Annotated in this window: 20 protein-coding genes and 1 pseudogene; 1 reads left to right on the top strand and 20 read right to left on the bottom strand. The window is 69.9% G+C overall.

Annotated elements, in window-relative coordinates; translation table 11 throughout:
* Positions 1–257: 257 nt before the first annotated feature.
* From FHG10_RS17730 to FHG10_RS17640, 19 genes are all read right to left on the bottom strand, one after another.
* Positions 258–1685, bottom strand: coding sequence for an FGGY-family carbohydrate kinase (locus FHG10_RS17730; protein ID WP_152354694.1), 1428 nt, complete (start codon positions 1683–1685; stop codon positions 258–260).
* Positions 1682–3220: an FAD-binding oxidoreductase gene (locus FHG10_RS17725; RefSeq protein WP_152354693.1), complete on the bottom strand. Its 1539-nt coding sequence runs from the start codon at positions 3218–3220 to the stop codon at positions 1682–1684. The genes FHG10_RS17730 and FHG10_RS17725 overlap by 4 nt, the downstream gene beginning before the upstream one ends.
* 44 nt (positions 3221–3264) lie before the next feature.
* The gene (locus tag FHG10_RS17720) at positions 3265–4041 is read right to left on the bottom strand and encodes an SDR family oxidoreductase (protein WP_152354692.1); all 777 of its coding nucleotides are present in this window, start codon (positions 4039–4041) and stop codon (positions 3265–3267) included.
* Between the two features lie 65 nt (positions 4042–4106).
* Complete coding sequence (locus FHG10_RS17715) at positions 4107–5381, bottom strand: MFS transporter (protein WP_152354691.1); 1275 nt, start codon at positions 5379–5381, stop codon at positions 4107–4109.
* A gap of 240 nt (positions 5382–5621) precedes the next feature.
* On the bottom strand, positions 5622–6209 hold the full coding sequence (locus FHG10_RS17710) for a glycerol-3-phosphate responsive antiterminator (protein WP_152354690.1): 588 nt from the start codon (positions 6207–6209) through the stop codon (positions 5622–5624).
* Positions 6210–6348: 139 nt separating this feature from the next.
* Entirely contained in the window at positions 6349–8115 is a 1767-nt protein-coding gene (locus tag FHG10_RS17705; RefSeq protein ID WP_152354689.1) for a DEAD/DEAH box helicase, read from the bottom strand.
* An 80-nt stretch (positions 8116–8195) separates the two neighbouring features.
* A complete protein-coding gene (locus FHG10_RS17700; protein ID WP_227488364.1) occupies positions 8196–9362 on the bottom strand; it encodes a M20 family metallopeptidase in 1167 nt (388 codons plus the stop codon).
* The gene (locus FHG10_RS17695; protein ID WP_152354688.1) at positions 9362–10036 is read right to left on the bottom strand and encodes a DUF1028 domain-containing protein; all 675 of its coding nucleotides are present in this window, start codon (positions 10034–10036) and stop codon (positions 9362–9364) included. Before FHG10_RS17695 ends, FHG10_RS17700 begins: the two co-directional genes overlap by 1 nt.
* On the bottom strand, positions 10033–10476 hold the full coding sequence (locus tag FHG10_RS17690) for a RidA family protein (RefSeq protein ID WP_152354687.1): 444 nt from the start codon (positions 10474–10476) through the stop codon (positions 10033–10035). The genes FHG10_RS17695 and FHG10_RS17690 overlap by 4 nt, the downstream gene beginning before the upstream one ends.
* Positions 10473–11894: a flavin-containing monooxygenase gene (locus tag FHG10_RS17685; protein ID WP_152354686.1), complete on the bottom strand. Its 1422-nt coding sequence runs from the start codon at positions 11892–11894 to the stop codon at positions 10473–10475. Before FHG10_RS17685 ends, FHG10_RS17690 begins: the two co-directional genes overlap by 4 nt.
* Positions 11895–11923: 29 nt before the next feature.
* The gene (locus FHG10_RS17680) at positions 11924–12787 is read right to left on the bottom strand and encodes an energy-coupling factor ABC transporter ATP-binding protein (RefSeq protein WP_152354685.1); all 864 of its coding nucleotides are present in this window, start codon (positions 12785–12787) and stop codon (positions 11924–11926) included.
* 1 nt (position 12788) lies between these two features.
* Entirely contained in the window at positions 12789–13673 is an 885-nt protein-coding gene (locus FHG10_RS17675; RefSeq protein ID WP_193636377.1) for an energy-coupling factor ABC transporter ATP-binding protein, read from the bottom strand.
* Positions 13661–14452 (bottom strand): energy-coupling factor transporter transmembrane component T, encoded by a 792-nt coding sequence (locus FHG10_RS17670; RefSeq protein ID WP_152354683.1) that lies wholly within the window; start codon positions 14450–14452, stop codon positions 13661–13663. The genes FHG10_RS17675 and FHG10_RS17670 overlap by 13 nt, the downstream gene beginning before the upstream one ends.
* A complete protein-coding gene (locus tag FHG10_RS17665; protein ID WP_152354682.1) occupies positions 14449–15216 on the bottom strand; it encodes an ECF transporter S component in 768 nt (255 codons plus the stop codon). Before FHG10_RS17665 ends, FHG10_RS17670 begins: the two co-directional genes overlap by 4 nt.
* Complete coding sequence (locus FHG10_RS17660; protein ID WP_193636376.1) at positions 15213–16199, bottom strand: nucleoside hydrolase; 987 nt, start codon at positions 16197–16199, stop codon at positions 15213–15215. The genes FHG10_RS17665 and FHG10_RS17660 overlap by 4 nt, the downstream gene beginning before the upstream one ends.
* A 26-nt stretch (positions 16200–16225) precedes the next feature.
* Entirely contained in the window at positions 16226–17152 is a 927-nt protein-coding gene (locus FHG10_RS17655; protein ID WP_152354680.1) for a ribokinase, read from the bottom strand.
* Between the two features lie 211 nt (positions 17153–17363).
* A complete protein-coding gene (locus FHG10_RS17650; protein WP_152354679.1) occupies positions 17364–18299 on the bottom strand; it encodes a LysR substrate-binding domain-containing protein in 936 nt (311 codons plus the stop codon).
* 42 nt (positions 18300–18341) lie between these two features.
* A complete protein-coding gene (locus FHG10_RS17645; RefSeq protein ID WP_227488363.1) occupies positions 18342–20003 on the bottom strand; it encodes an alpha-L-arabinofuranosidase C-terminal domain-containing protein in 1662 nt (553 codons plus the stop codon).
* Positions 20004–20335: 332 nt separating this feature from the next.
* The gene (locus tag FHG10_RS17640; RefSeq protein ID WP_152354678.1) at positions 20336–20536 is read right to left on the bottom strand and encodes a hypothetical protein; all 201 of its coding nucleotides are present in this window, start codon (positions 20534–20536) and stop codon (positions 20336–20338) included.
* On the opposite strand from FHG10_RS17640, the gene FHG10_RS18355 reads away from it, so the two are divergent.
* A complete protein-coding gene (locus tag FHG10_RS18355; protein WP_227488362.1) occupies positions 20501–20671 on the top strand; it encodes an alcohol dehydrogenase catalytic domain-containing protein in 171 nt (56 codons plus the stop codon). The two genes, FHG10_RS17640 and FHG10_RS18355, sit on opposite strands and share 36 nt — an antisense overlap.
* Before the next feature lie 7 nt (positions 20672–20678).
* On the opposite strand, the pseudogene FHG10_RS17630 reads toward FHG10_RS18355, so the two are convergent.
* A pseudogene (locus FHG10_RS17630) lies at positions 20679–21119 on the bottom strand (transposase); the annotation flags it as partial.

Genomic DNA, 21119 nt, shown 5'->3' with positions numbered 1-21119 from the left:
CCTCGCGGGACATCGAGCTCGCGCGGGTCGCCAGCGGGCACGCGGAGGCGCTGGGTGTCGCCGTGGGCTGACAGGCAAGCTGGGTGATGCGGTCGCGAACAGGCGAGGTACCCGTCACGCGCGCCCTCCGGACCGAACGTGTGCTGGGTGTACCTGCGCACTGGGGCCGGACGATCTCGCCCGGCCCCAGTACAGGCCCCGATCGGGTGATCACGACAAGCGTTCGCATGCGTCGCCGACCCCATGACGGCTCGGGCCTAGCCCACGAGCTCCGAGAGACGCCGGTAGATCGGATCCGTCCGGTCGCGGACATCGCGGTGGATCGCACCCAGCGATCGATAGAACTCCGTGTTCTCCCGATTCGGTTCCGTGCGATCGCTGATCACGGCGAATCGCCCCACGGCATCGCGGAAGGAGGGAGCCAGGCCCACGCCGACCGCCGCGCAGATGGCGGCGCCGCGTCCCGCTGAGCTCCCGCCCTCGAGTCGAACGCATTCCAGTCCGAACGCATCCGCGAGGATCTGCGTGAGCAGGTCGGATGCTGCACCACCGCCCGTGACCACCACATGGTCGAACTCTGTGTCGAGCTCCGCCGCCATCGCGTCGGCGTTGTCCTTCAGCGTCATCGCGATGCCTTCGAGGATCGAACGGAACATGTGGCCGCGCCCGTGGCGTCCATCGAATCCGAGGAACGTCCCCTTCCTCGTCGGCTGCTCGGCCGGGGCCAGCCAGTCGAGGATTGTCAGGAGCCCGTCGGAGCCGACGGGGACGTCCAGCGCCTCCCGGCCCAGCATCTCCTCGACGCTCTCCCCACGTCGCTCGGCCTCATGGGCACCGCCGTCGCTCAGCAGATCCCGGAACCAGCTCACGGTCCACATCCCACGGCGGATCCCACCGCTCTCGTAGAGATATGTTCCGGGCTCGGAGCCGAAGTTCGTCCAGAACGACTCGGGCGCTTCGACCTCGCTCCTGCCCACGGCCATCCCTGCGATGTAGGTACCGAGTGACACGAGCAGAGCATCAGGGTCTTGGAGCCCGGCTCCCAGGGCCTCGACCGCCTTGTCATTGGCGGTGGCGATGACTGGAGTGCCCTCGGGCAGCCCCGTGGCAGCAGCGGCTTCCGCGGTGAGCAGTCCGAGCTCCTCTCCGGGCTGGACGATCTCCAGCAGCATGTCCCGAGGGATACCCGTGCGCCGATAGTCCGTCTCCTCGGTGGACCATGCCCAGGAGGCCGTGTCGATGGGCCACATCCCCTGGTAGTTCGCGGCTGCGTCACGGAACTCTCCGGTCATCCGATGGGAGATGTACCCGGAGGATGTCGTCACGTATGCCGCGTCCTCGGTCTCGGCCTCGTACGGCCGTCCCACGCGCTCGTCCATCCAGCTCTGGATCGGCTGGGCCAGGGAGCCATCCTCCCGGAGCACAGCGCGACAGAAACGGATCGTGCACAGTCCGATGCCGACGATGTCGCGAGGGTCGTGCGGGAAGTCCTCAAGAGCGAGGCGGCACGCCTCGACGATCGACTCCCACAGGACGTCGCCCGGGTACTCGACCACTCCTGGACGCGGCATGTGGTTCGGCGGAAGCGGGACTCTTCCTTCGGCGCAGCTGCGGCCGTGTTCGTCGAAGATCGTCACCTTCGAGGACTGGGAGCCGTTGTCGATGCCGACGACGTATCGCGTCATGAGGCCGAGCCCGTGGGGTCCTCCGCCCAGCGACGCAGCTGTGCTCCGGGATCCGCGGCGGCGGGACGGATCGCACCCTCTGCGGGGAAGATCGTGCCCATGTTCATGACTCCGTTCGGGTCGAAGGTCTGCTTCAGCTCGGCGAGGAGGGGGTAAGCGGTCCCGTGCTCCTGCTGGGTCCACGGCGTGCGATATTTGCCGATGCCGTGATGGTGGACCATGGAACCGCCGTGGCGAAGGGCCTCCTCGACGATGATGGCGTTGAGCGGGAGGTGGTACTTCTCGATCTCCTCCTCGGGCGCCGCGTCGATCCGGTAGTCGTAGACGAAGTACATGTTGGTGCCGGTCTGGTAGCTGTGCGAGGAGTGCCCGCCCAGCATCGTCAGGTCCTCGACGTAGGGGTACTCGCTGTGGATCCGGTCGATCACTGCGTCGTAGAGGTCGGCGACCTGGGTCCAGTCCGCGGAGACCTCCGTGGTGTATCCCAGGTGCTGGGACTCCAGCATCGCAGTCTTCTCCGCATCGATCTTGTCCTGGCCCCAGTTGAGGTTCTCGAACCATTCCTCGACGAGGGCGGGATCGACCGTCTCGTGGGGGTGCTGCTCGGCGACCCGGGTGATCTCCCTGCTCGTCGCCTCGACGATGCCCTCGGGGCCTTCGGCGACGAAGACGACGACGCACTTGTCCTTGCTGAAATGGGCGAAGTGCTGCTGCGCGTCCTGCGGCGAGTAGAGACGAGCGACCGAGGGGTGGAAGCCGTTGGTGATGACCTCGCGCAGGATCGCGATCCCGGTTCGCATGTCGTCCACGAGGAAGGCGTGGAACCGGTTGTTGTCGGGGTAGAAGCGGAAGACCTTGAGCGTCACCTCGGTGACGACTGCCAAGGACCCTTCGTTCCCGATGATGAGGTGCCGGATATCGGGCCCCGCTGCGCGGCGGGGAACGGCCTTGATCCGAGTGGTGCGTCCTCCGGGGAACACGGCCTCGAGACCGACGACCATGTCCTCGATCGCGCCGTACAGGGTGGAGAACTGACCGATGCTCCGCGTGGAGACGAGGCCGCCGTACTGGGCGAGCGGCTTGGACTGGGGAGAGTGCCCCGTGGTCAGCCCCTGGGCGCGCAGCTGATCCTCGAGGTCCTGGAGCCTGACACCCGCTTCGACGGTGACCTGCATGTTCTCCGGGTCGACCGAGAGCACACGGTTCATGCGGGACACGTCGAGCACGATCGTGTCCTCGACGCTGGTCTCCAGGCCGCCTTCGGTTCCAGTGCGTCCGCTGCGCGGGACCACGTTCACCAGGTTCTCGTCGGCGAAGGAGAGCACCGCTGCGACGTCGTCGGTGGAGGTGGCGTAGACGATGGCAGCCGGCATGGGGGAATCGAAGATGCCGTGCACCGACTGGTACTTCTTGAACCGGTCCACGCTCGCCTCGCGGAGCGCGTCCTGGTCGACGTCGATCTGGTCGGCCGGGAGCAGAGCGGCGAGCTGGTCGAGGATCTGGCCTCGCGACAGGGAGGAGCGCGATTCGATCATGGTGAGGGGATTCCTTTCTCGGGGTGTTTCTCGGAGGGAGCAGGTCAGCGGACGAGGTAGCCGCCGTCGACGGTCAGGACGTGACCGTTGACGTAGTCGGAGGCGCGAGAGGCCAGGAACACGAGCGCGCCCATCAGATCCGCGACCTCGCCCCATCGGTTGGCCGGGATGTGCTCGAGCACGCGACGGCTCGAGTCCGGATCGGAGCGGGTGGCCTCGGTGATCGCCGTGGAGAAGTAGCCGGGCGCGATGGCGTTCACCTGGATGCCGTGCTGGGCGAGCTCGTCGCTGTACGCCTTGGTGAGCCCGACGATGCCGTGCTTCGTCGCGGCGTACGCAGGGGACTGCTGTCCGCCGAGGAACGCGAAGAGGGAAGCGATGTTGATGATCTTCCCCGAGCGCTGCGCGATGAAATGCTCGACAGCGGCGTGGGACAGCGCGAAGGGAGCATTGAGATTGAGCTCGACCATGGGGTCCCACTTCGTACGGTCGAACTCCTCGACGGACCCGAGCTTCGACATCCCCGCGGAGTTCACGATGATGTCGAGCCCCCCGAAGCGCTCGAGAGCCGTCTCGATGACCTCCTCGGGAGCGCCCGGACCCGTGATGTCGATCTTCAGGAATTCGTAGCGGCGCCCCGTCTCCTCGACGAGTGCGCGAGTGGTCCCGTCATCGTCGGCGATGCTCGGCACGAGCACGTCGGCCCCGGCCTTGGCGAGAGCCAGGGAGAAGGCCCTTCCCAGACCGGAATTGCCTCCCGTGACGAGGGCGACCTTCCCGTCGAGCGAGAAGAGGTCGAGGGAGAAGTCGGTGATGTCCATGGGTTCTGTCCTTCGAGAGGGGTTGGATGGGTAGAGGTTGCAGCGGGGTGCTGGAGTCGGAGGGGTCAGGCGGGTTGGCTGACGAGGGGCGCATCCGTCGTCTCCCTGGATCGGATGCGCAGGGTGAGCGTGCACAGCACCACGCCTATCGCCGCCGCAGCCGTGAGGGTGGTGAACATGGCGGTGAACCCTCCGTGGGCGGCGATGCCGTTCGAGGGATCGCCGAGCCACCAGGACGCCAGCGCCGGCAGGAACGCATCAGGGAGGTAGGCGAGGCCCGAGGCCAGCCCGATCACGCCGCCGCGCTGCGCCACGGGGATGCCGAGCTCGCCCACGGACGCCCAGAAGACGCCTCGCGACGCGAAGACGGCGAGGCTCATGACGATCATCAGGGCCAGCGCGATCCCCAGCAGTGCGGGCCGCTGGGGGAGGACCAGGTAGCCGATCGCCGTGAGGCCGACGACGACGAACATCAGCCGCAGGAAGCGAGGGGTGGAGTGGAAGACCTTGTCGACGAGCACTCCGCCGACCGGGCTGGCGATGAACTGGAAGGCATAGGTGCGCATCACTCCGATGACCCCGATCAGGGAGGCCGCGACCCCGAATCCATCCTGGAGCAGGGGAGAGAGGTACCCCATCAGGGTGTAGAAGCTGTACATCATCATGACCGTGCCGCCGATGAGCCACGTGTACTTGTTCTTGGCGGCCGCCGCGAGCTGGCCGAGGCCGACGGACTGGCGCTCGGTTTTCCCCAGTGCGTCCTTCCCCTGATGCACGGTGAAGTGCACGAGGGCGGCGAGGATCAGGGCGAGGACGCCGTAGATCCGGATCAGGGTGGAGACCCCGGAGCTGGCGACGATCGCGTTCGCGACGATGGCGGAGCCCACCAGGCCGACGATCGTGGTGGTCAGCCCGCGGATTCCCTCGAGGAATCCGAAGAGACGACCCTGCTCGTCCGACTCCCCGAGCAGGCTGATCGACTTCACCAGGGCCGGCCAGTAGAGCCCGGTCCCCAGGACGGCGAACAGCACGTGCACGGCAAGCACCAGCCAGTAGCCGGGTGCGGTGGAGACGAAGAGATCGAGCAGACCGATTCCGAGCATCGCCACGACGATGAGCAGCTTCGGGGAGAACCTGTCGGCGAACCAGCCTCCTACGAAGTACATGATGACCGCCGTCGCGCCGAAGGCGGAGGTGACGGTGCCGTACTGCTGGAGGGTCAGCCCGAGCGCTTCGGCACCGTCCGCCAGGAAGAGGAACCTCAGATAGGCGACCTGGAAGACGACCCCACCGGTCATGGACAGGATGAGGAAGCTGATTGCTCTGCGTGAGCGGGTCATGAGGCCACTCCTTCGTGGACGGTGGGCGGGCCGCAGTTATCTCCGGGGGAAACGGTTCCGGCGGCTTTCGGGCACAAAAAAAGAGATCAGGTGCAGTCGCCCCTTGAAAGGAGCGACGCCACTGATCTCTGGTCTCTGTCGTGACGTCCGGGCGAACCCGGGATGATGAAGTTTCGGCCGACTCTACGGGAGCTGCCGAACTCTGTCCAGCGGCTCCGAGCGGGCCGCTGGGCGCCGTGCTCACATGGCCCAGACCAGCTGATCGGAGGTGGCGATGGCGAGGGCTCCAGCGGAGAGCGCTTCGATCACGTCCTTGCGCTCGCAGACGAGTCCACCAGCGATGATGGGGATAGAGATGTCATTGCGGAGCCACTCGATGGCGCGGGGCACGCAGCCCGGCAGGATCTCCACGAAGTGGGGATCGCCCTGCTTCAGGACCCGGGGCAGCTGGTGATACGAGATCGAGTCCACCAGGAAGTAGCGCTGCACGGCGATCAGGCCCGCCCGGCGGGCGGAGCGGATCACCGCGGGCTTCGAGGAGAGGACGCCGTCCGCACCGGTCTGCTCGGACAGCCAATCCACGGCGGCGTCCTGCGCGGAGAGCCCCTCGATGAAGTCGATGTTCACCAGAACGGTCTTGCCAGCTGCCTTGCACGTGGCAACGGTCTGCGCGATGTCGACCAGGCTCCCGTAGAGCAGGAACACGATCGCATGATCCGCGCTCAGCGCCTGGGCGAGGGACTCCGCATCCTTGATGGTCGTGATGACCGGATCGGCCTGCAGAGACTCCTGCATCTGTGCGTCTGAGGTCCGGGCGGTGCGTTCCATCTGCACTCCTGGTGCTGTCGGGGCGGGGTATCCGCGGTTGCGAACAGGCAGACTATAGAGCGTTTCCGCATCGTTCTGGACCCGTGCAGCGGCAGGGGAGCTCGGCGGTGCTCACGCGCTCTCCGTCAGGCTCCCTCTGTCACCCTCCCTCCGTCAGGCTCCCCGCCGGCAGCCAGTCCGCCCCGAGCAGCTGCGCGACGTCGGCCAGCTGCTCGGTGTCCCCGCCCACGGTGTCCGAGGCGGCGGCGATGCGCTCCACCATCACCTTGCTGACCTGCTCCTCCACGGTGTCCTGCGCATAGGCGATGTGCCAGGGGGAGACCTGGTGGTCGCGGTGGGTGCGGCCGGTGACCTGGCGGCCGGCGATGCCGGAGAATCGCGCCTGGTGGAAGACGCCGACGCGCGGCTCGGTGCTCGCCTGCTCGCCGCCGGGGAGCTGCTCGCCGGCGTGGAGGCTGATCGAGGCGACCGAGGTGAACACGCAGACCTTCGCCTCGCCCCGCTGGAACCGCAGACGCTCGGCCTCGACGTCGAAGCGGTCGCGGCCGAAGATCGTCGCGACCTCGAGCCCAGCATCCTGCAGACGCTCGGTGATCGGGTCGGCTGCGGTGCCCACGAACTCGACCGAGCACGCGACCTGCCGCTCGGCCTCGACCTGCTGGGCGATCCAGGCGACCGTGGAGTCGACGCGGATCAGCCCGGCCTTCTGGCGGAAGCGCAGCAGCGCCGCGCGGCCCTTGGCGGTGTTGCGCCCGCGCCGGGCCAGGTCCATCTCGCGGCAGAACTCGCCCCATTCGGCCTCGTACGCGGAGCGCTCGGCCTGCGTGAGCGCCACCGGCATTCCCGAGATCGGCACGGGTCCCCAGGGCGCGGCGCGGTGCAGCATGGCGGGCGGCTGCGCGTCCTCGAGCCAGGTGCGCACCCGCGCAAGATCCTCGGCTCGGCGTGCGGGGTCCGTCGTCCAGGTGGCGCCGTAGCGCCCTCGCTCCAGGCCGATCCCGTGGCGCTCGAGGGCATCGGCGAAGGACGCGTCGGTCTTCGAAGCCGAGGTCCACTCCTTCATCGACTCGCCGTGCACCTGCGCGTAGGCAGGAGCGAGATAGGGGAGCTCGAGGGGAGTGTGGCCGGGCGTCGCGGTCGTCGCGATGACGAACGGCGCGGCATCGTGCGACCGCGCGTGCCCGGAGATCTTCGCCCAGAGCTTCCACCGTTTCGTCGTGGTGCGGCGCAGGGCGTGCGCCTCGTCGGCGATGATCACGTCCCAGTCGTAGTCGGTGACCTTCTCGAGGCGGTCCCAGGTGATGACGACCCACTCGAGGCCGCTGTCGCCGAGCGCCGTGATGGTGCGGCACCAGTGGCCGATCGTGATCGCCGCCGGACGGTCCGCCACCACGAGCACGCGCCGCGCATCGCGCAGGGAGCCGACGGCGCTCGCGCCGAGCACCGCGGAGATCGTCTTGCCCACGCCCGGCTCGTCGGCCAGCAGGAACTGCCGGCCTCCGGCCGCGGCGCGCTCGGCGATCGCGTCGGCCGCCTCGTACTGGCTTAGCCGGGGCTCGAACTCCTCGGCCGGCTCGGGGATCGGCGCGGGGGAGTCGGGGTTGAGCTCGTTCTCGAGGAATCGGCCCAGGGTGTGCGGGCCGGGCGCGAAGGGCGCGAGATGCGCGGGCAGGGTGCGGCCGACGTGCAGGTGCATCCGCACCGCCGGATGCCAGGACGCACCTTCGACCTGCGTGCCGTAGGGGACGTCGAGCACCCAGAGCCGCTCGCCGGGGCCGACGAAGGGGAGCTCGCGCTGGGCGCCCCTGCTCCGCGAGCCGCCCGAGGACTTCCGACGGGTCGATCCGCTGCTGCGGCGGGAGGATCCGCTGCGCCGACGGGTGGTGGAGCGACGGGAGGTGGGCACCGTTCGAGGTTACCGGGCGACGCGCTCCTGCTCGGCGAGGGCAGCGCGCGACGGCGGTCCGCGCCGGAGCAGCGGCGAGGTTATCGTGACGCGCCGGCGAGAGCCTTCACCACGGTCTGCGCGAGCAGGACGGCGCCGTCGCGGACGGCTCGATATGCGGCCGGGGTGGCGGCAGCGTCCGCGAATTCGGGCTGGTGGTTCACGGCGGGCAGGGAGTCGATACCGAGGTAGGGGTGGATCGCCCGGACGCGCTGGGACACGTTGCCCATGTCCGTCGACGCCGTCGCCATGCCGCGCGGCCCGTTCTCCGCAAGGTCCATGTCCCGCCCCTGTGCGGCTGCGAGGCGGGTGAAGATCTCGGCGAGCTCGAGGTCGTTGCGGAACTCGGCATAGCGAGGGCTCGTCTCCCGCAGTTCCCACGTGCAACCGGTCGCGATCGCCCCGGCCTCGAAGCAGCGCCGGACGCGCTCGAACGCGACGTCGAGCTCTTCAAGAGTGTCCGCGCGCACGTACCAGGAGCCTCTGGCGCTGCCGGGGATGGCATTCGGGGCGGTGCCTGCCTCCTGGACGATCCCGTGGACGCGGAGGGAATCGGGGAGCTGCTGGCGCAGCAGGCCGATGGCGACCTGGGCGAGGGTGAACGCATCGGCGGCGTTCACCCCGAGCTGCGGGTACGCGCCCGCATGCGAGGCTGCCCCCTGGTACTCGACGTCGAAATGGGCGACGGCGCGGGGCCGGGCGAGGACGGCGTCCGCCGGGCCCGGATGGATCATCAGGGCGGCCTCGAGGTCGTCGAAGCATCCGGCCTCGAGCATCGGGATCTTGCCGCCGCCTCCCTCCTCCGCCGGGGTGCCGATGACCCGGATGCGCAGGTCGAGGTCGCCTGCCACGGACTGCAGGGCATGGGCGGCGCCGAGTGCGGCTGAGGCGATGACGTTGTGTCCGCAGGCGTGGCCGAGGCCCGGCAGGGCGTCGTACTCGGCGACCAGGCCGATGGTTCTCGAGCCCGTGCCGTGCTCGGCCGTGAAGGCGGTGGGCAGGCCCGCCGCACCCCGGGTGACGTCGAAGCCCCACGACTCCAGCGTGCCGGTGAGCAGTGCGGCGGAGTCGTGCTCCTTCCAGGCGGTCTCCGGGTGGGCGTGGAGTCTGCGGCTGATCTCCAGGAGCTGCTCGCGCATGCCGTCGACATCTGTCTCGACGGCGCTCAGCAGCTCCGAATGTGCCGGTCCGTCGGCGGTTGCCGTCATCACTCGTCCCCCGGGACGCCGTACGACGGGGCTGCGGTGGGGTCGAGGGCGCGGACGCGGTAGTCCGCCTTCTGGGGCATCCACAGCTCGAGAAGCCGGTCGATCTCGCCCAGCGGATCCTCGGCGTCGTCGACGCGCAGGTCGGTGGTCCGCCAGGGCACGTCGTCGACGACGGCGAGGCCGGCGGAGCGGATCTCTCCTGCCTCGCCGCCCGCGTCGACGGCGGCCCGGAAGGCGGCGAGCAGGCGCCGCTCGAGGTCCTCTCCCTCACTCGCTTCGAATGCGGCGACCATCGCAGGGATCACGGACTCGTCGGCGAGCAGGTTGCCTGCGGCGACGCACTGGTCGCCGATCCGGGCCGCGCGCGTTCCCAGCGCATTCGCCCCGGAGTGCTCGGCGGTGCGGCCGGCGGCATCGACCACGGTGAGCTGCCGGTAGTCGGCATGCGGCTCCTCGGCGAGGACGGCGGCGAGAGCCGCGTCCGCGCGATCGCCCGCCTCGAGCCGGTCGAGCACGGCAGGGCCGAGAGCGGGATTGGTGACGTTCTGGGAGGCGACGGCGCCGACGCCCGAGCGCAGGTGCAGGCAGCGGGAGGCGACGGCGGGGCTCGAGGAGCTCACCACCATGCCCAGTGCGCCGGTGCGGGCGTCGCGCCCGACGATCGAGAAGGTCACCGGGCCGCCTCCTCGTGATCGTCGGCCGGGTCGCTGATCACCGCGGTGGCGTCGATCTCCACGAGCCATTCGGGCCGGGCGAGCGCGTCGACGACGAGACCGGTGGACACGGGGTGCACCCCCTTCAGCCAGCGGCCCATCACCCGGTACACGGTCTCCCGGAACCGGATGTCGGTGAGGTACACGGTCACCTTCACGACGTCGGCGAGGCGGCTGCCGGACTCCTTCAGCAGCATGTCGATGTTGGCCATGGCCTTCTCCGCCTGGGCCTCCACGTCGCCGATGCCCACGGACTCACGGGTGTCGAGGTCCTGTCCGATCTGGCCGCGGAGGTAGACCACGCCCCCGGCGACGACGGCCTGGCACAGGTCGTTGTCGAGGTTCTGTTCGGGGTAGGTGTCCTTCGTGTTGAAGGGGCGGATGCGCGTGTGCGTTGTCATCGGGTGATCTCCTCCAGAAGATGCTGAGCGGGGTCGGACGAGTCCGACGAGGGCGACGGGGCCGACGGGGTCGGCTCGGGCGACGAGGGCGATTCTGTCTGAGCGGACGCGGAAGACGTCGTCGCCGATCCCGCTGATCCGGTCGGCCCGGCCGAGGGGGCGTGCGCGGCCGGCGCGTACTGCGCGTACTGGCGGCGGGTGGCGATGTGGTCGGCGACGTGCATCGCGTCGTGCCAGGTGCCCCAGATGAAGCTGGACCCGCGGCGCGACAGCCACGGCAGCCCCAGGAAGTAGATGCCTGCTTCCGTGGAGACTCCGCGCAGATGAGCGGGGCGGCCGGTGGTGTCGAAGGCGTCGACCCGCAGCCACGTGAAGTCCTGCGCGTATCCGGTCGCCCAGATGATCGAGGTGATGCCGGCCTGGCGCGGATCGACGGAGCGCACGGGGTCGGTGACGCATGCGGGCAGGGGACCCAGGCGGTGCGCCTCTGGCTCCTCGGGGAGATCCAGCCCGTTCGCCTCGACGTAGGCGTCGGCATCCTCCAGGAGCTCCAGGAGGTTGGCGTCACCAGCGGTGATGTTGCGCCGGAGGTCGTCGGCGAAGCGGATCGTGCCGTCCTGCGAGGCCTGGGTGCGTCCCACCAGGGTGATGCCCGCGGCGGCGAGTTCCCGGAAGTCGACGGTGTGGCCGCCGCGGGCGCCGCTGACGGCGATCGTGACGTGGTCGGAGTCCGGTGCGGTGGCGTCCCACTTGCCCAGCACGCCGAGCCACCAGACGAAGTCGCGGTCGCGGTAGCTGCGCGGCGGCCTGTCGTGCGGGCCGACGGACAGGTGCACCTGGCGGCCGCTCGCACGGAGCTCCTCGGCGATCTGAGCACCCGAGGAGCCGGCGCCGACCACGAGCACCCCGCCCTCGGGGAGCTGCTCCGGGTTGCGGTAGGCCGCGGAGTGGATCTGGTGCGGCACCAGGTCCTCGCCGATGATGCGCGGCGCGACGGGGACCTGGAACGGGCCGGTCGCCGCGATCACGTTGCCGGCTGCGATGGTGCCCTGGCTGGTCTCGACGAGGAACCCCGGGGCGCTCTCCCTCCGCGTCACGGAGCGCACCTCGACGCCGGTGCGGACGGGTGCGTCGAAGCTGCGGGCGAAGGCGCCGAAGTAGTCGGCCATCTGGTCCTTGGTGGCGAACTCGTCGGGTCCGACGCCGGGGATCTCCATGTCGGGGAAGCGGTCGTGCCAGGCAGGGCCGTTGGCGACCAGGGAGTCCCAGCGGCCGTGGCGCCAGCGATCGGCGACGTCCGCCTTCTCCAGGACGAGGTGGGGGATCCCCAGGCGGGTGAGATGGGCGCTCGCGGCGATGCCGGACTGTCCGGCGCCGACGACGACCACCTCGGTGGATGCAGGCAGGGAGGAGGTCATGGATCTCCGATCGGTGGAAGACGTGTGGTTCAACGGGTCGGCGTCGACGTGGGCGCCGAGGTCGGTGTCGATGTCGAGGCGGAGTCGGGGAGCGCACGCGTGGCCAGCTCCGCGTTCAGCCGGTCGATGTCCAGGCCGACCTCCGGTCCGACGAGGGCGCCGACGCTTGCGAGCGCCGGCGGGCGCAGGTTCGCCCGCTCCATGGCCCGGGCGTCGTAGAAGATCTCGTCGGCCCCGGCGTCGCGGACCACGGCGCGATCGGCCATCACGATGACGCGGTCGAAGTTCTGGGCGACGAACTCCATGTCGTGGGAGATCGTGATGACGGCCTTGCCCTGCTGCTGGAGGCCGTCGATGAGCGCTGCCAGGCGCAGCAGACCGGCCAGGTCCTGACCAGCCGTCGGCTCGTCGAGGATCACCACGTCGGGGTCGGCCGCGAGCACTGAGGCGATGGCGACGAACTTGCGGATGGACAGCGGCAGGTCGTAGGGGTTCGCCGCCATCGCGGCGCCGAGCCCGACGACCTCGCAGGCCTCCGCGACCCGCTGCTCCCTCTCGGCGGCAGGGATCCGCAGCCGCCGCAGCCCGTATCCCACCTCCTTGGCGACCGTGGGGTTGAAGATCTGGTCGTCGGGGTTCTGGAACACGTACCCGACCCGCCGGGAGGTCTGGGCGGCAGTCTGGCGGGCCGTGTCCGTGCCGTCGATGAGGACGGTCCCGGACGTCGGGCGCAGCAGCCCGTTGATCATCTTCACAGTGGTCGTCTTGCCGGCCCCGTTCTGGCCGATGATCGCGACGGACTCTCCGGCCGCGACGGCGAAGCTCACCGAGTCGACGGCCTGGAACCCATTGGGGTAGCGGAACGAGACGTCCTCGAGGGAGACGAGAGGCATGTCAGAGCACCTCCGGTGCGGTCGCGGTGGTGGGGTGCTGGGCGCCGATGCCGTCCGCGACCTCGCGGAGCAGGTCGTCCAGGCGGAGCGGGGCGGGGGAGAGGCGCAGCCCGGAGGGGGCCAGCGCTCGGCGCAGGTACATGCTCTCGGGCAGCCGCGTGCCGAGAGCCTCGCACCGCGGATCGGAGAACACCTCGGCGGGGGCGCCGGCCAGGGCGATCGAGCCGCCGTCCATGACGACCACGCGGTCCGAGAACTCGGCGACGTGCTCCATCTTGTGTTCGACCAGCACGATCGTGCGGCCGCGGTCGCGGGCGGCGAGGATCAGCCCGAGCACGTCGTCGGTGGTCGCGGGGTCCAGCTGCGAAGTGGGTTCGTCGAGCACCAGCACGGGCTGGTCCATCACGAGCACCGAGGCCAGGGCGACCCGCTGCTGCTGCCCGCCGGAGAGCTGCATCGGGTCGCGATCTCGCAGCGGCTGGAGGTCCGCGTCGTCCAGGACCCTCTCGACGCGCTCGTGGATCTCGAGCGGGTCGATGCCGAGGTTCTCGAGGCCGAAGGCGATCTCGCCGAAGACGGTCCGGGCGACGCCGCTCATCTGGGTGAACGGGTTCTGGAAGACGAACCCGACAGTGCCGGCGAGGTCGCCGATCTGCTGGGAGGCGATGTTCGTGCCGTCGACCACGACCCGGCCCGTCATGTCCCCGCCGAAGAAGTGCGGGATGAATCCGCGGATCGCCTGGCACAGGCTCGACTTCCCGGAGCCGTTGGCCCCGACCACGGAGACCAGCTCGCCGGCGCCGATCGTGAGATCGATGTCGCGCAGGGCGGGGCCGGGGGCCTCGGGGTAGGTGTAGGTGAGGTTCTCGATGGTCACTGCGTCCACAGCCAGATCCTTACTGCCAGGGCGATGACGATCGCCGCGTAGGTGAGCACGCGCAGGGTGCGGTCGACGGCCGTGTCGGGGATGCGCACCAGGCTCGTCGTGGGGCCCTTCGAGGAGAAGCCGCGCGCCTCGAGGGTGAGTGCTCGCTCCTCGACTCCGACGATGGAGTTGAGGATGAGAGGGGAGAGGGTGGGCAGGAACGCTTTCGCCCGCACGAGCGGGGAGGCGTCGGTCTCGATCCCGCGTGCTCGCTGGGCGTCCATGATCGTGGCCATGTGTGTCCTGAGCTGCGGGATCATCGTGATGGTCGAGAGCACGATGTAGCTCGCGGTGGGGGAGGTGCCGCGCTGCTCGAGCGCCCGGGTCAGACGGCGGATGTCGATGAGGACGCTGCCCAGGATGAAGGCGCTGCCGATGCTCATCACCATCGTGGCGATGCGAGCGCCCTTGTCGACGCCCTCCGCGGTGATGTGCAGGAACAGCAGCTCGTGCAGCACGGTCTCACCGGGGTACAGCAGGGCCTGCAGCGCGAAGACCACCACGGACAGCAGGACCACCGAGCGCAGCCACAGCGAGAGGAAGCGGGTGAGCCGCCCGGCGGCGAGGGCCGTCAGCAGATAGCCGACGATCAGGACGAGGGTGACCTGCCAGCCGAAGAACAGCGAGATCACGCAGGCGGCGAGCAGCACCGTGAGCACCGTGATCGGGTTCAGGCGCAGGACGGGGTTGGCCGGGGCGTCGACGCGGACGCCGTCGGCGGGGGTGCCTGTGGTGGTCATCGTCGGGCCTCCTGCGGGGGACGGGCAGCGGTCGCGCCGGAGCGGGTCCAGCGCCAGCGGGAGTAGGTCCCGTACTGCGCAGCACCCTGGAGCGGGGCGAGCTGGGTGGTCTCGGTCGCCGCCGCGTCGACGGGGGCCGGGGCGGCCCTGCCGCGGCGCTTCCGCCGGGCGTGTGCGGTGAAGAAGCGGCCGTTGGAGAACTTGATGAGGTACCGATCGGACATCGAGCGGATCACCACGAGCGCCAGCAGGATCGAGAGCGTCTTGTCCGGGAGCTCGGAGACGAACGACGAGGCGAACTGGGCGGGGATCATCGGTACGCCCGCGGCGACCATCACCGCGGCGATCACGGAGGATCCGTTGGTGGTGAAGCCGCCGAAGACCAGCAGCCGGATCAGGACCACGCCCGTGACCGACACGAGGATCACCAGGATGATCGTGGCGACCACGCCGAGCGGGCGGCGCAGCAGGCCGCGCCGCGCGAGCCAGCCGACCATGGCGCCGACGACGGCCGCCTGCACCGTCCAGGGAAGGGAGGTGGGGTCTGTCGCCGAGACGAAGGCGAGGCTCAGGAACCCGGTGAGGGCTCCCACGAAGGGCCCGGCCAGCATCGCGACCAGGAAGGTGCCGATGGAGTCGAGGTAGAGGGGCAGCTTGAGCGCGAGGGCGAGGGAGCCGCCCACGAAGTTGATGGCGATGGCGATCGGGATGATGAGGATCGCCATCAGGGAGAAGTCCTCCCTGATGCGTCGGGCCAGGGTCATCGTGTTCCTCCAGGGGAGAGTTCGCGGTCGAGCACGCGGGCGATGTCGGCCGTGTGCTCGGGGAAGAGGGAGCCCAGGAGCGCGTCGAAGAAGCGGCGAGCATCGACGCTCGTCGCGACCAGTGCGTTCGGTTCCTGGTCCCGGTAGCGGGACGTGCGCCAGACGACGGTCCTGCCGTCGCACACCCCGGAGGTGGCGATCTCGACCCGGGCCGGGACGAGGTCGATGAGATCGGGGTCGACGAGGTGGGCGAAGGCGAGCGGGTCGCAGAGCTCGGCGCCCACCTCGCGGTACTTCCGCCAGTAGTGGTCGACGTACTTCTCGGTGACGTCGTGGATGAAGCGGCCCGTGGTGCCGCCGAGCTGGCGCACGAGCTCGCGGATCCCGGGCGACATGAACACCTGGCGGGTGGCGTCCAGGCCGATCATCTCGATCGGCGGGAAGCCCGCGCCGAAGACGACCTCGGCCGCCTCGGGATCGTGGAGGATGTTGAACTCGGCCGACGGCGTCACGTTCCCGGTGAACTCGGCCCCGCCCATGATCACCAGACGGCGCACCCGCTGCGGGAACGTCGGGTCCTGGCGGACGGCCCGCGCGAGGTTCGTCAGCGGGCCGAGCGCGAGGATCGTGATACCGCCGGGAGTGGACCTGGACTCCTCGAGGAGGGCGTCCACCGCGCCGCGGGCATCGGCCCACGGCTCCCGGGCGGCATAGCCGGAGTCCCCGAGACCGTCGCCGCCGTGGGCGCGGGAGGCCGGCATCGGCTCCCTCTCGAGCGGATGATCCGCCCCGCGATGCAGCGGGACATCGGTGCGCCCGCAGAGTTCGAGCACGGTCGCGGCGTTGCGGGCGACCTGGTCGAGGGGGACGTTGCCGTCGACGGTCGTGATCCGGTCGACGACGACCTGGTCGGAGGCGAACGCCATCATCAGGGCCAGGGCGTCGTCGACGCCGGGATCGCAGTCGATGATGAGGTGCTGCACGGGGAGGGGCTCCTGTCGATGACGGGTCATGCGGCGGACGTGGGCGTGCGATGCGCAGTGGTGAGGGCGGCGGCGTCGGTGCCGGCGTCGGTGGAGAAGGCGCCGGCGACCGTGCAGACGGCCGCCGCGGCGTCCGAGGCCTCTTGGCACGCCTCGCCGAGCGCCGCGCCGCGGGTCCGCGCGGCGGCGAGGGTGCCGACGAAGGCATCCCCGGCCCCGGTCGTGTCGACGACCTCGACCTCACGTGCGGGGATGGACGCGGTGCCGTGCTCGTCGCAGAGCTGCGATCCCGCTCCGCCGCGGGTGACCACGCTGACGCAGCCGAAGCGGGAGAAGAGGTCACGGGCGGGGTCGGTCGAGGAGTCGCCCAGCAGGGTGCGGGCCTCGTTCTCGTTGACCACGAGCAGCGAGACGTCGGCGAGGAGGTGCGGCACCGCCGCGGCCGGAGCGGCGTTCAGGACGGTCTGCGCACCGGCGGAGCGCGCGGCCCGCAGCGTGGTCGCCACGACCGCCGTCCCGATCTCGAGCTGGCAGACCACGACGTCCTCGGGGCGGATCCCTGCGAGCTGGTGTTCGACGTCCGCAGAGGTCAGGCGGGCGTTCGCGCCCGAGGAGACGATGATCGAGTTCTCCCCGTCGCGGTCCCGCTGGATCATGGCCTCGCCGGTCGGCGCATCGGGCACCGTGGTGACACCCGTGCCGTCGAGCCCGGGGACGGCCGCCATCGTCGAGCGCAGCAGCGCTGCATTGTCGTCGGCGCCGGTCGCCCCGATCATGAGCGTGCGGGCACCGTGGCGCGCGGCGGCCACCGCCTGGTTGAGGCCCTTGCCCCCTGGGGTGCGAGTGACGCCGCGGGCGAGGAGGGTCTGCCCCGGTTCCACGATCTGCTCGACCTCGAACGTGGTGTCCACGTTCAGGGATCCGACGACCCATACCGTTCCGGTGTGCTCCAACGGCCTTCAGCTCCTTCGCCGACATGGCGATGGAGCGGATTCCATCGCGAGGGGTGATGGTTGGCGAGCCTAGGAGGTCACGATGCCGCTGACCAGCGGAGAGAATCGAGGACTGCCATCGATTCGATCGAAGGGTCGGCGCGGATGGTCCTGCCGGTTCAAGGATCAGGTCCTGGCTGCGTCCGCGATCAGCCCGCGGCAGGATCGACGATCAGGACCCAGCCGGGTCCACGATCAGTCTTCGCTCGGCGCTCTCGATGAACGTTCGGACCCGGCGGCTGAGGCGGCGTCCGGCAGGGACGATCGCAGCGACCTCGAGGGCCGGGAACTCGTCGGTGAGGTCCAAGGCGGCGTATGGCGCACCGTCGGCGGCGACGGGGTGCGGGGCGCGCTGGGTGAGGATCGAGTAGCCGACCCCGTGAGCGACGAGCCCGCGCACGGTGTCGTAGCTCGAGGTGCGGAAGGCGACGTTCGGTTCCGTGCCCACCCGGGTGAACAGGGAGCGGAAGTAGTCGGCACTGGGCGGAGTGTCCAGCAGGATCATGGGGTCGTCGACCAGCTCGGAGAGCGAGACCGCGTCGCGCCCGGCGAACGGGTGCTCCGGCGGCAGCAGCAGATAAGGGGGTATGCGCGCCAGGACGGTCGAGGTGAAGCCCAGGTCGGCGAGCTCCCGATCGAGGTGGTAGTCGTAGGCGATCGCGAGATCGAGCCTGCCGGTGGACAACCAGGAGAGCAGATCGTCCTGATTCCCCTCCCTGATGTCGAGCGAGATCCGTGGATGGGCGGTCGTGAACTCGGCGATGACGCGGGGCAGCAGGGACGAGAGGATCGTCGGGTAGCAGCCCACGGTGATCGAGCCCGTGAGCTCGTGCTGGAGCCCGCGGGCGTTGCGCTGCAGTGCGTCGGCGTCGCCGAGCAGTGCCCGGGCCTCGGCCAGCAGCCGCTCGCCGTCCCGGGTGAGGGAGAGCCCGCGGGCGTGCCGGATGAACAGCTGCACCTCGAACTGGCGCTCGAGCTCGCTGACCGCGGTAGACAGCGCCGACTGCGACAGGTGGATCTTCTCCGCCGCCGCGGTGAGGGAGCCCTGCTCGGCGACCGCTGCGAAGTACGCGAGCTGGCGGAGGGTGATCGAGGGGAGGCGGTCCATGGAGTCAGGGTAGGGCGCTCCGGTTCGCGACCGGCTCGCTCCTCACACCTCCCACTCGACCACACTCACCGAGTGCGCCGGAGCCGTGAACCTCCCGTCCTCCAGCTCCGCCGACCGCTCCCGCAGGGCGACGGTGTCCGGGACCTCGATCGTGTTCACCGCGAACAGGTCCTCGACCCCGTCGCCGAGGCTGTGCACCGTGACGGGCCCGGTCACGAGCTCGCCCTCGACGCTCAGCACCGCCTCGATGTCCTGATCGGCAGAGCGGTTGATGACCGCGAGATAGCGGCGCGTCCCGTCGGCCGACTCCGTGGCGCTGACATCCAGCAGCGCGACGGAGGTGAGCACGTCGACGCACTGCGCCTCGCCGCCCCAGCCCTGCTCGTGGCGCACGGGCAGGGTGACGGCGGGGCCGGCGACCGCGGCCCGCAGCGGACGGGTGCCGAAGTGGTTCAGGTACAGGTCCCACACGTGGAAGGTCGCCGACTTCACCAGTCCTCCCTCGCGCACGGCGAGCAGGGCGTTGGCGTTGACGAGGTTGACGGTGTTCGCCATGGTCACCGGCACGCGGCTGCCGGCGGTGCGGTGGATCGCGTGGAAGACCCCGGCGTAGTACAGGGCGTCGGCGAGCGTCCTGGGGGAGTAGCGGTTCACCGTCCAGCCCACCTCTCCGGCGACGCCGGGAGCGTCGGCCGGACCAGAGATGTCCCGGGGCGCGATGCCGCCGTCGGCCCCGGGCTGAGGCTCGGGCCAGCTGCGCGGCTCGTAATGGCGCATGTTCCACTCGTCGAACGCGATCTGGAGGGGGCTGGTGATGCCGTGCCTGTCCGCCGCGGCGGCGACCTTCTGCGAGAAGCCCTGCAGCAGCTGCTCCATGTGGACCGCCTGGGCGACGATCGCGTCGAACTCCTCGCGGCTGGGATCCACCAGGTGGAAGCCGGCGCCGTAGGCGTGCACGGAGAACCAGTCGGTGAGCTCGCCGAGCTCTCGCACCACCACGTCCGTCCAGCGGTCGTCGTCGAGCCCTACGCACACGAAGCGGATCGAGCCGTCCACGGCGCGCATGAAGCGGGCGTGCTCTCGGGCGTCGTGCGCGTACTGCTCGGCGCTGCGGTGGCCCATCTGCCAGGGTCCGTAGACCTCGTTGCCGATGCCCCAGATCGGCACGGGGTGCGGGGGCACGAGGCCGTCGGCCGAGCGCTGGCGGGTCATCGCGGTGTCGCCGGCGTGGTTGCAGTACTCGACCCAGCGGGCGGCGTCCTCGACGCTGCGGCAGCTGTGGGCGAGGTACGGGGTCGCGCCCGTCGCCTCGCACCAGGCGAGGAACTCCGGGGTGCCGAACCTGTTGGTCTCCTCCGAGCCCCAGGCGAGCTCGAGCCGGCGCGGGCGTTCGTCCCGGGGCCCGGTGCCGTCCTGCCACCAGTAGGCCGACGTGAAGTTCCCGCCCGGCCACCGCACCACCGGCATGCCCAGCTCGCGGCAGGCGTCGATCACGTCCTGCCGGCAGCCGCCGAGCGGGCCGTCGCTGGTCACCGAGAGCGTCGAGCCCTCGTCGAAGACGCCGCCCTCGATGTTCCCGAAGAAGGCGGACTCGAGGAAATGGCCGTAGATCTTGGGGTCGATGGCGGGGGAGTCGGGGGTGGGGGTGAGGGTGATGTGGGCGGTGGGAGCGTCAGCAGTGGTGGGTGTGTCGGGGGAGTGCACGGGGTCCTCTCCGGTGCGTGGGTGGGTGCGACGTCGGGCGAAAGGGCTCCGCGTCGCGTGGTGCCCCGCCGTCGGGGTTCATGGATGCCGGCGTCCCTGCCGTGATCGCCGATGACGCACGAGGCCTGCATGCCGCAGGGAGGGCACGGCTCCATCCTGCCCCAGAGCGCGGCGCCCCGCAGAGGGAACCGCGGAGCGGCCGTGGGCTGCGAGGGAGTGTCCCGTCGGCCCGTCGATTCGCCCCGCGGATCCGACCGACGGGCGGGGCCGACCACCTGCCCGACGCCTGCTTGTGGCACGGCTTTGACCGGCGTGAACCCCGAGGACCATCCTCAGTGGGGAACCTTCTCAACGCCGAGCAGAGAGACCCCGAGGTGCCCGCTATGCCGCAGCACGTGCCCGCCTTCGTCCTGGAAGCCGCCGAGGGCTCGACCGCCGTCGGGCCCTAGTGTCTTCACGCCGACGAGATCGACGTCGCCGCCCCGCACCCGGGCGAGGTGCTGGTCGACGTCGCCGCCTGCGGGGTCTGCCACACGGACCTCCACGTCATGAAGGACGAGGTCGCCTTCCCGACGCCGGCCGTGCTCGGCCATGAGGTCTCCGGCGTGAGGGTGTTCCTATGTTCTGAGTCAAGCTGCGAGGGGGAGGGGGTGGCTCGGGGCCAGTGACCTTGGTCGGGGGTTGGTAGTAGGTGCCGTCGCGGAGCATCGCGAAGATGACGTTGCAGCGGCGGCGGGCCAGGCAGATCACGGCGGCGTTGTGGCGCTTGCCCTCAGCGCGTTTGCGATCGTATTAGACCTTGGAGACGGGGTCGGAGTGTGAAGCGACCCAGGCCGAGTAGAACAGGGCGTTCTTCAACCGCTTGTTGCCCGAGCGTGCGGGGAACTCCCCGCGGATCGAGGTGCCGGATCTCCATGTGACCGGTGCGATCCAGGCGTAAGCCGCGAGATGGCGCGGGGTCTCGAACGCGGTGCCGTCGCCGATGGCCATGAGGATCTGCGCGGCGGTCTTGATGCCGATCCCCGGCATGCTCATCAAGACCCCTGCGAGAGGGAAGTCCTCCAACATGCCCTCGACCTCGGGGCGTGTCAGATGGTCTGTGTAAGTCCTGACTGA

The sequence above is a fragment of the Brachybacterium subflavum genome (genome assembly GCF_009299795.1).
Classification (GTDB): Bacteria; Actinomycetota; Actinomycetes; order Actinomycetales; family Dermabacteraceae; genus Brachybacterium; species Brachybacterium subflavum.
The sequence above is the reverse complement of the archived record's forward strand: the minus strand, read 5'-3'. Positions and strand labels throughout refer to the sequence as shown.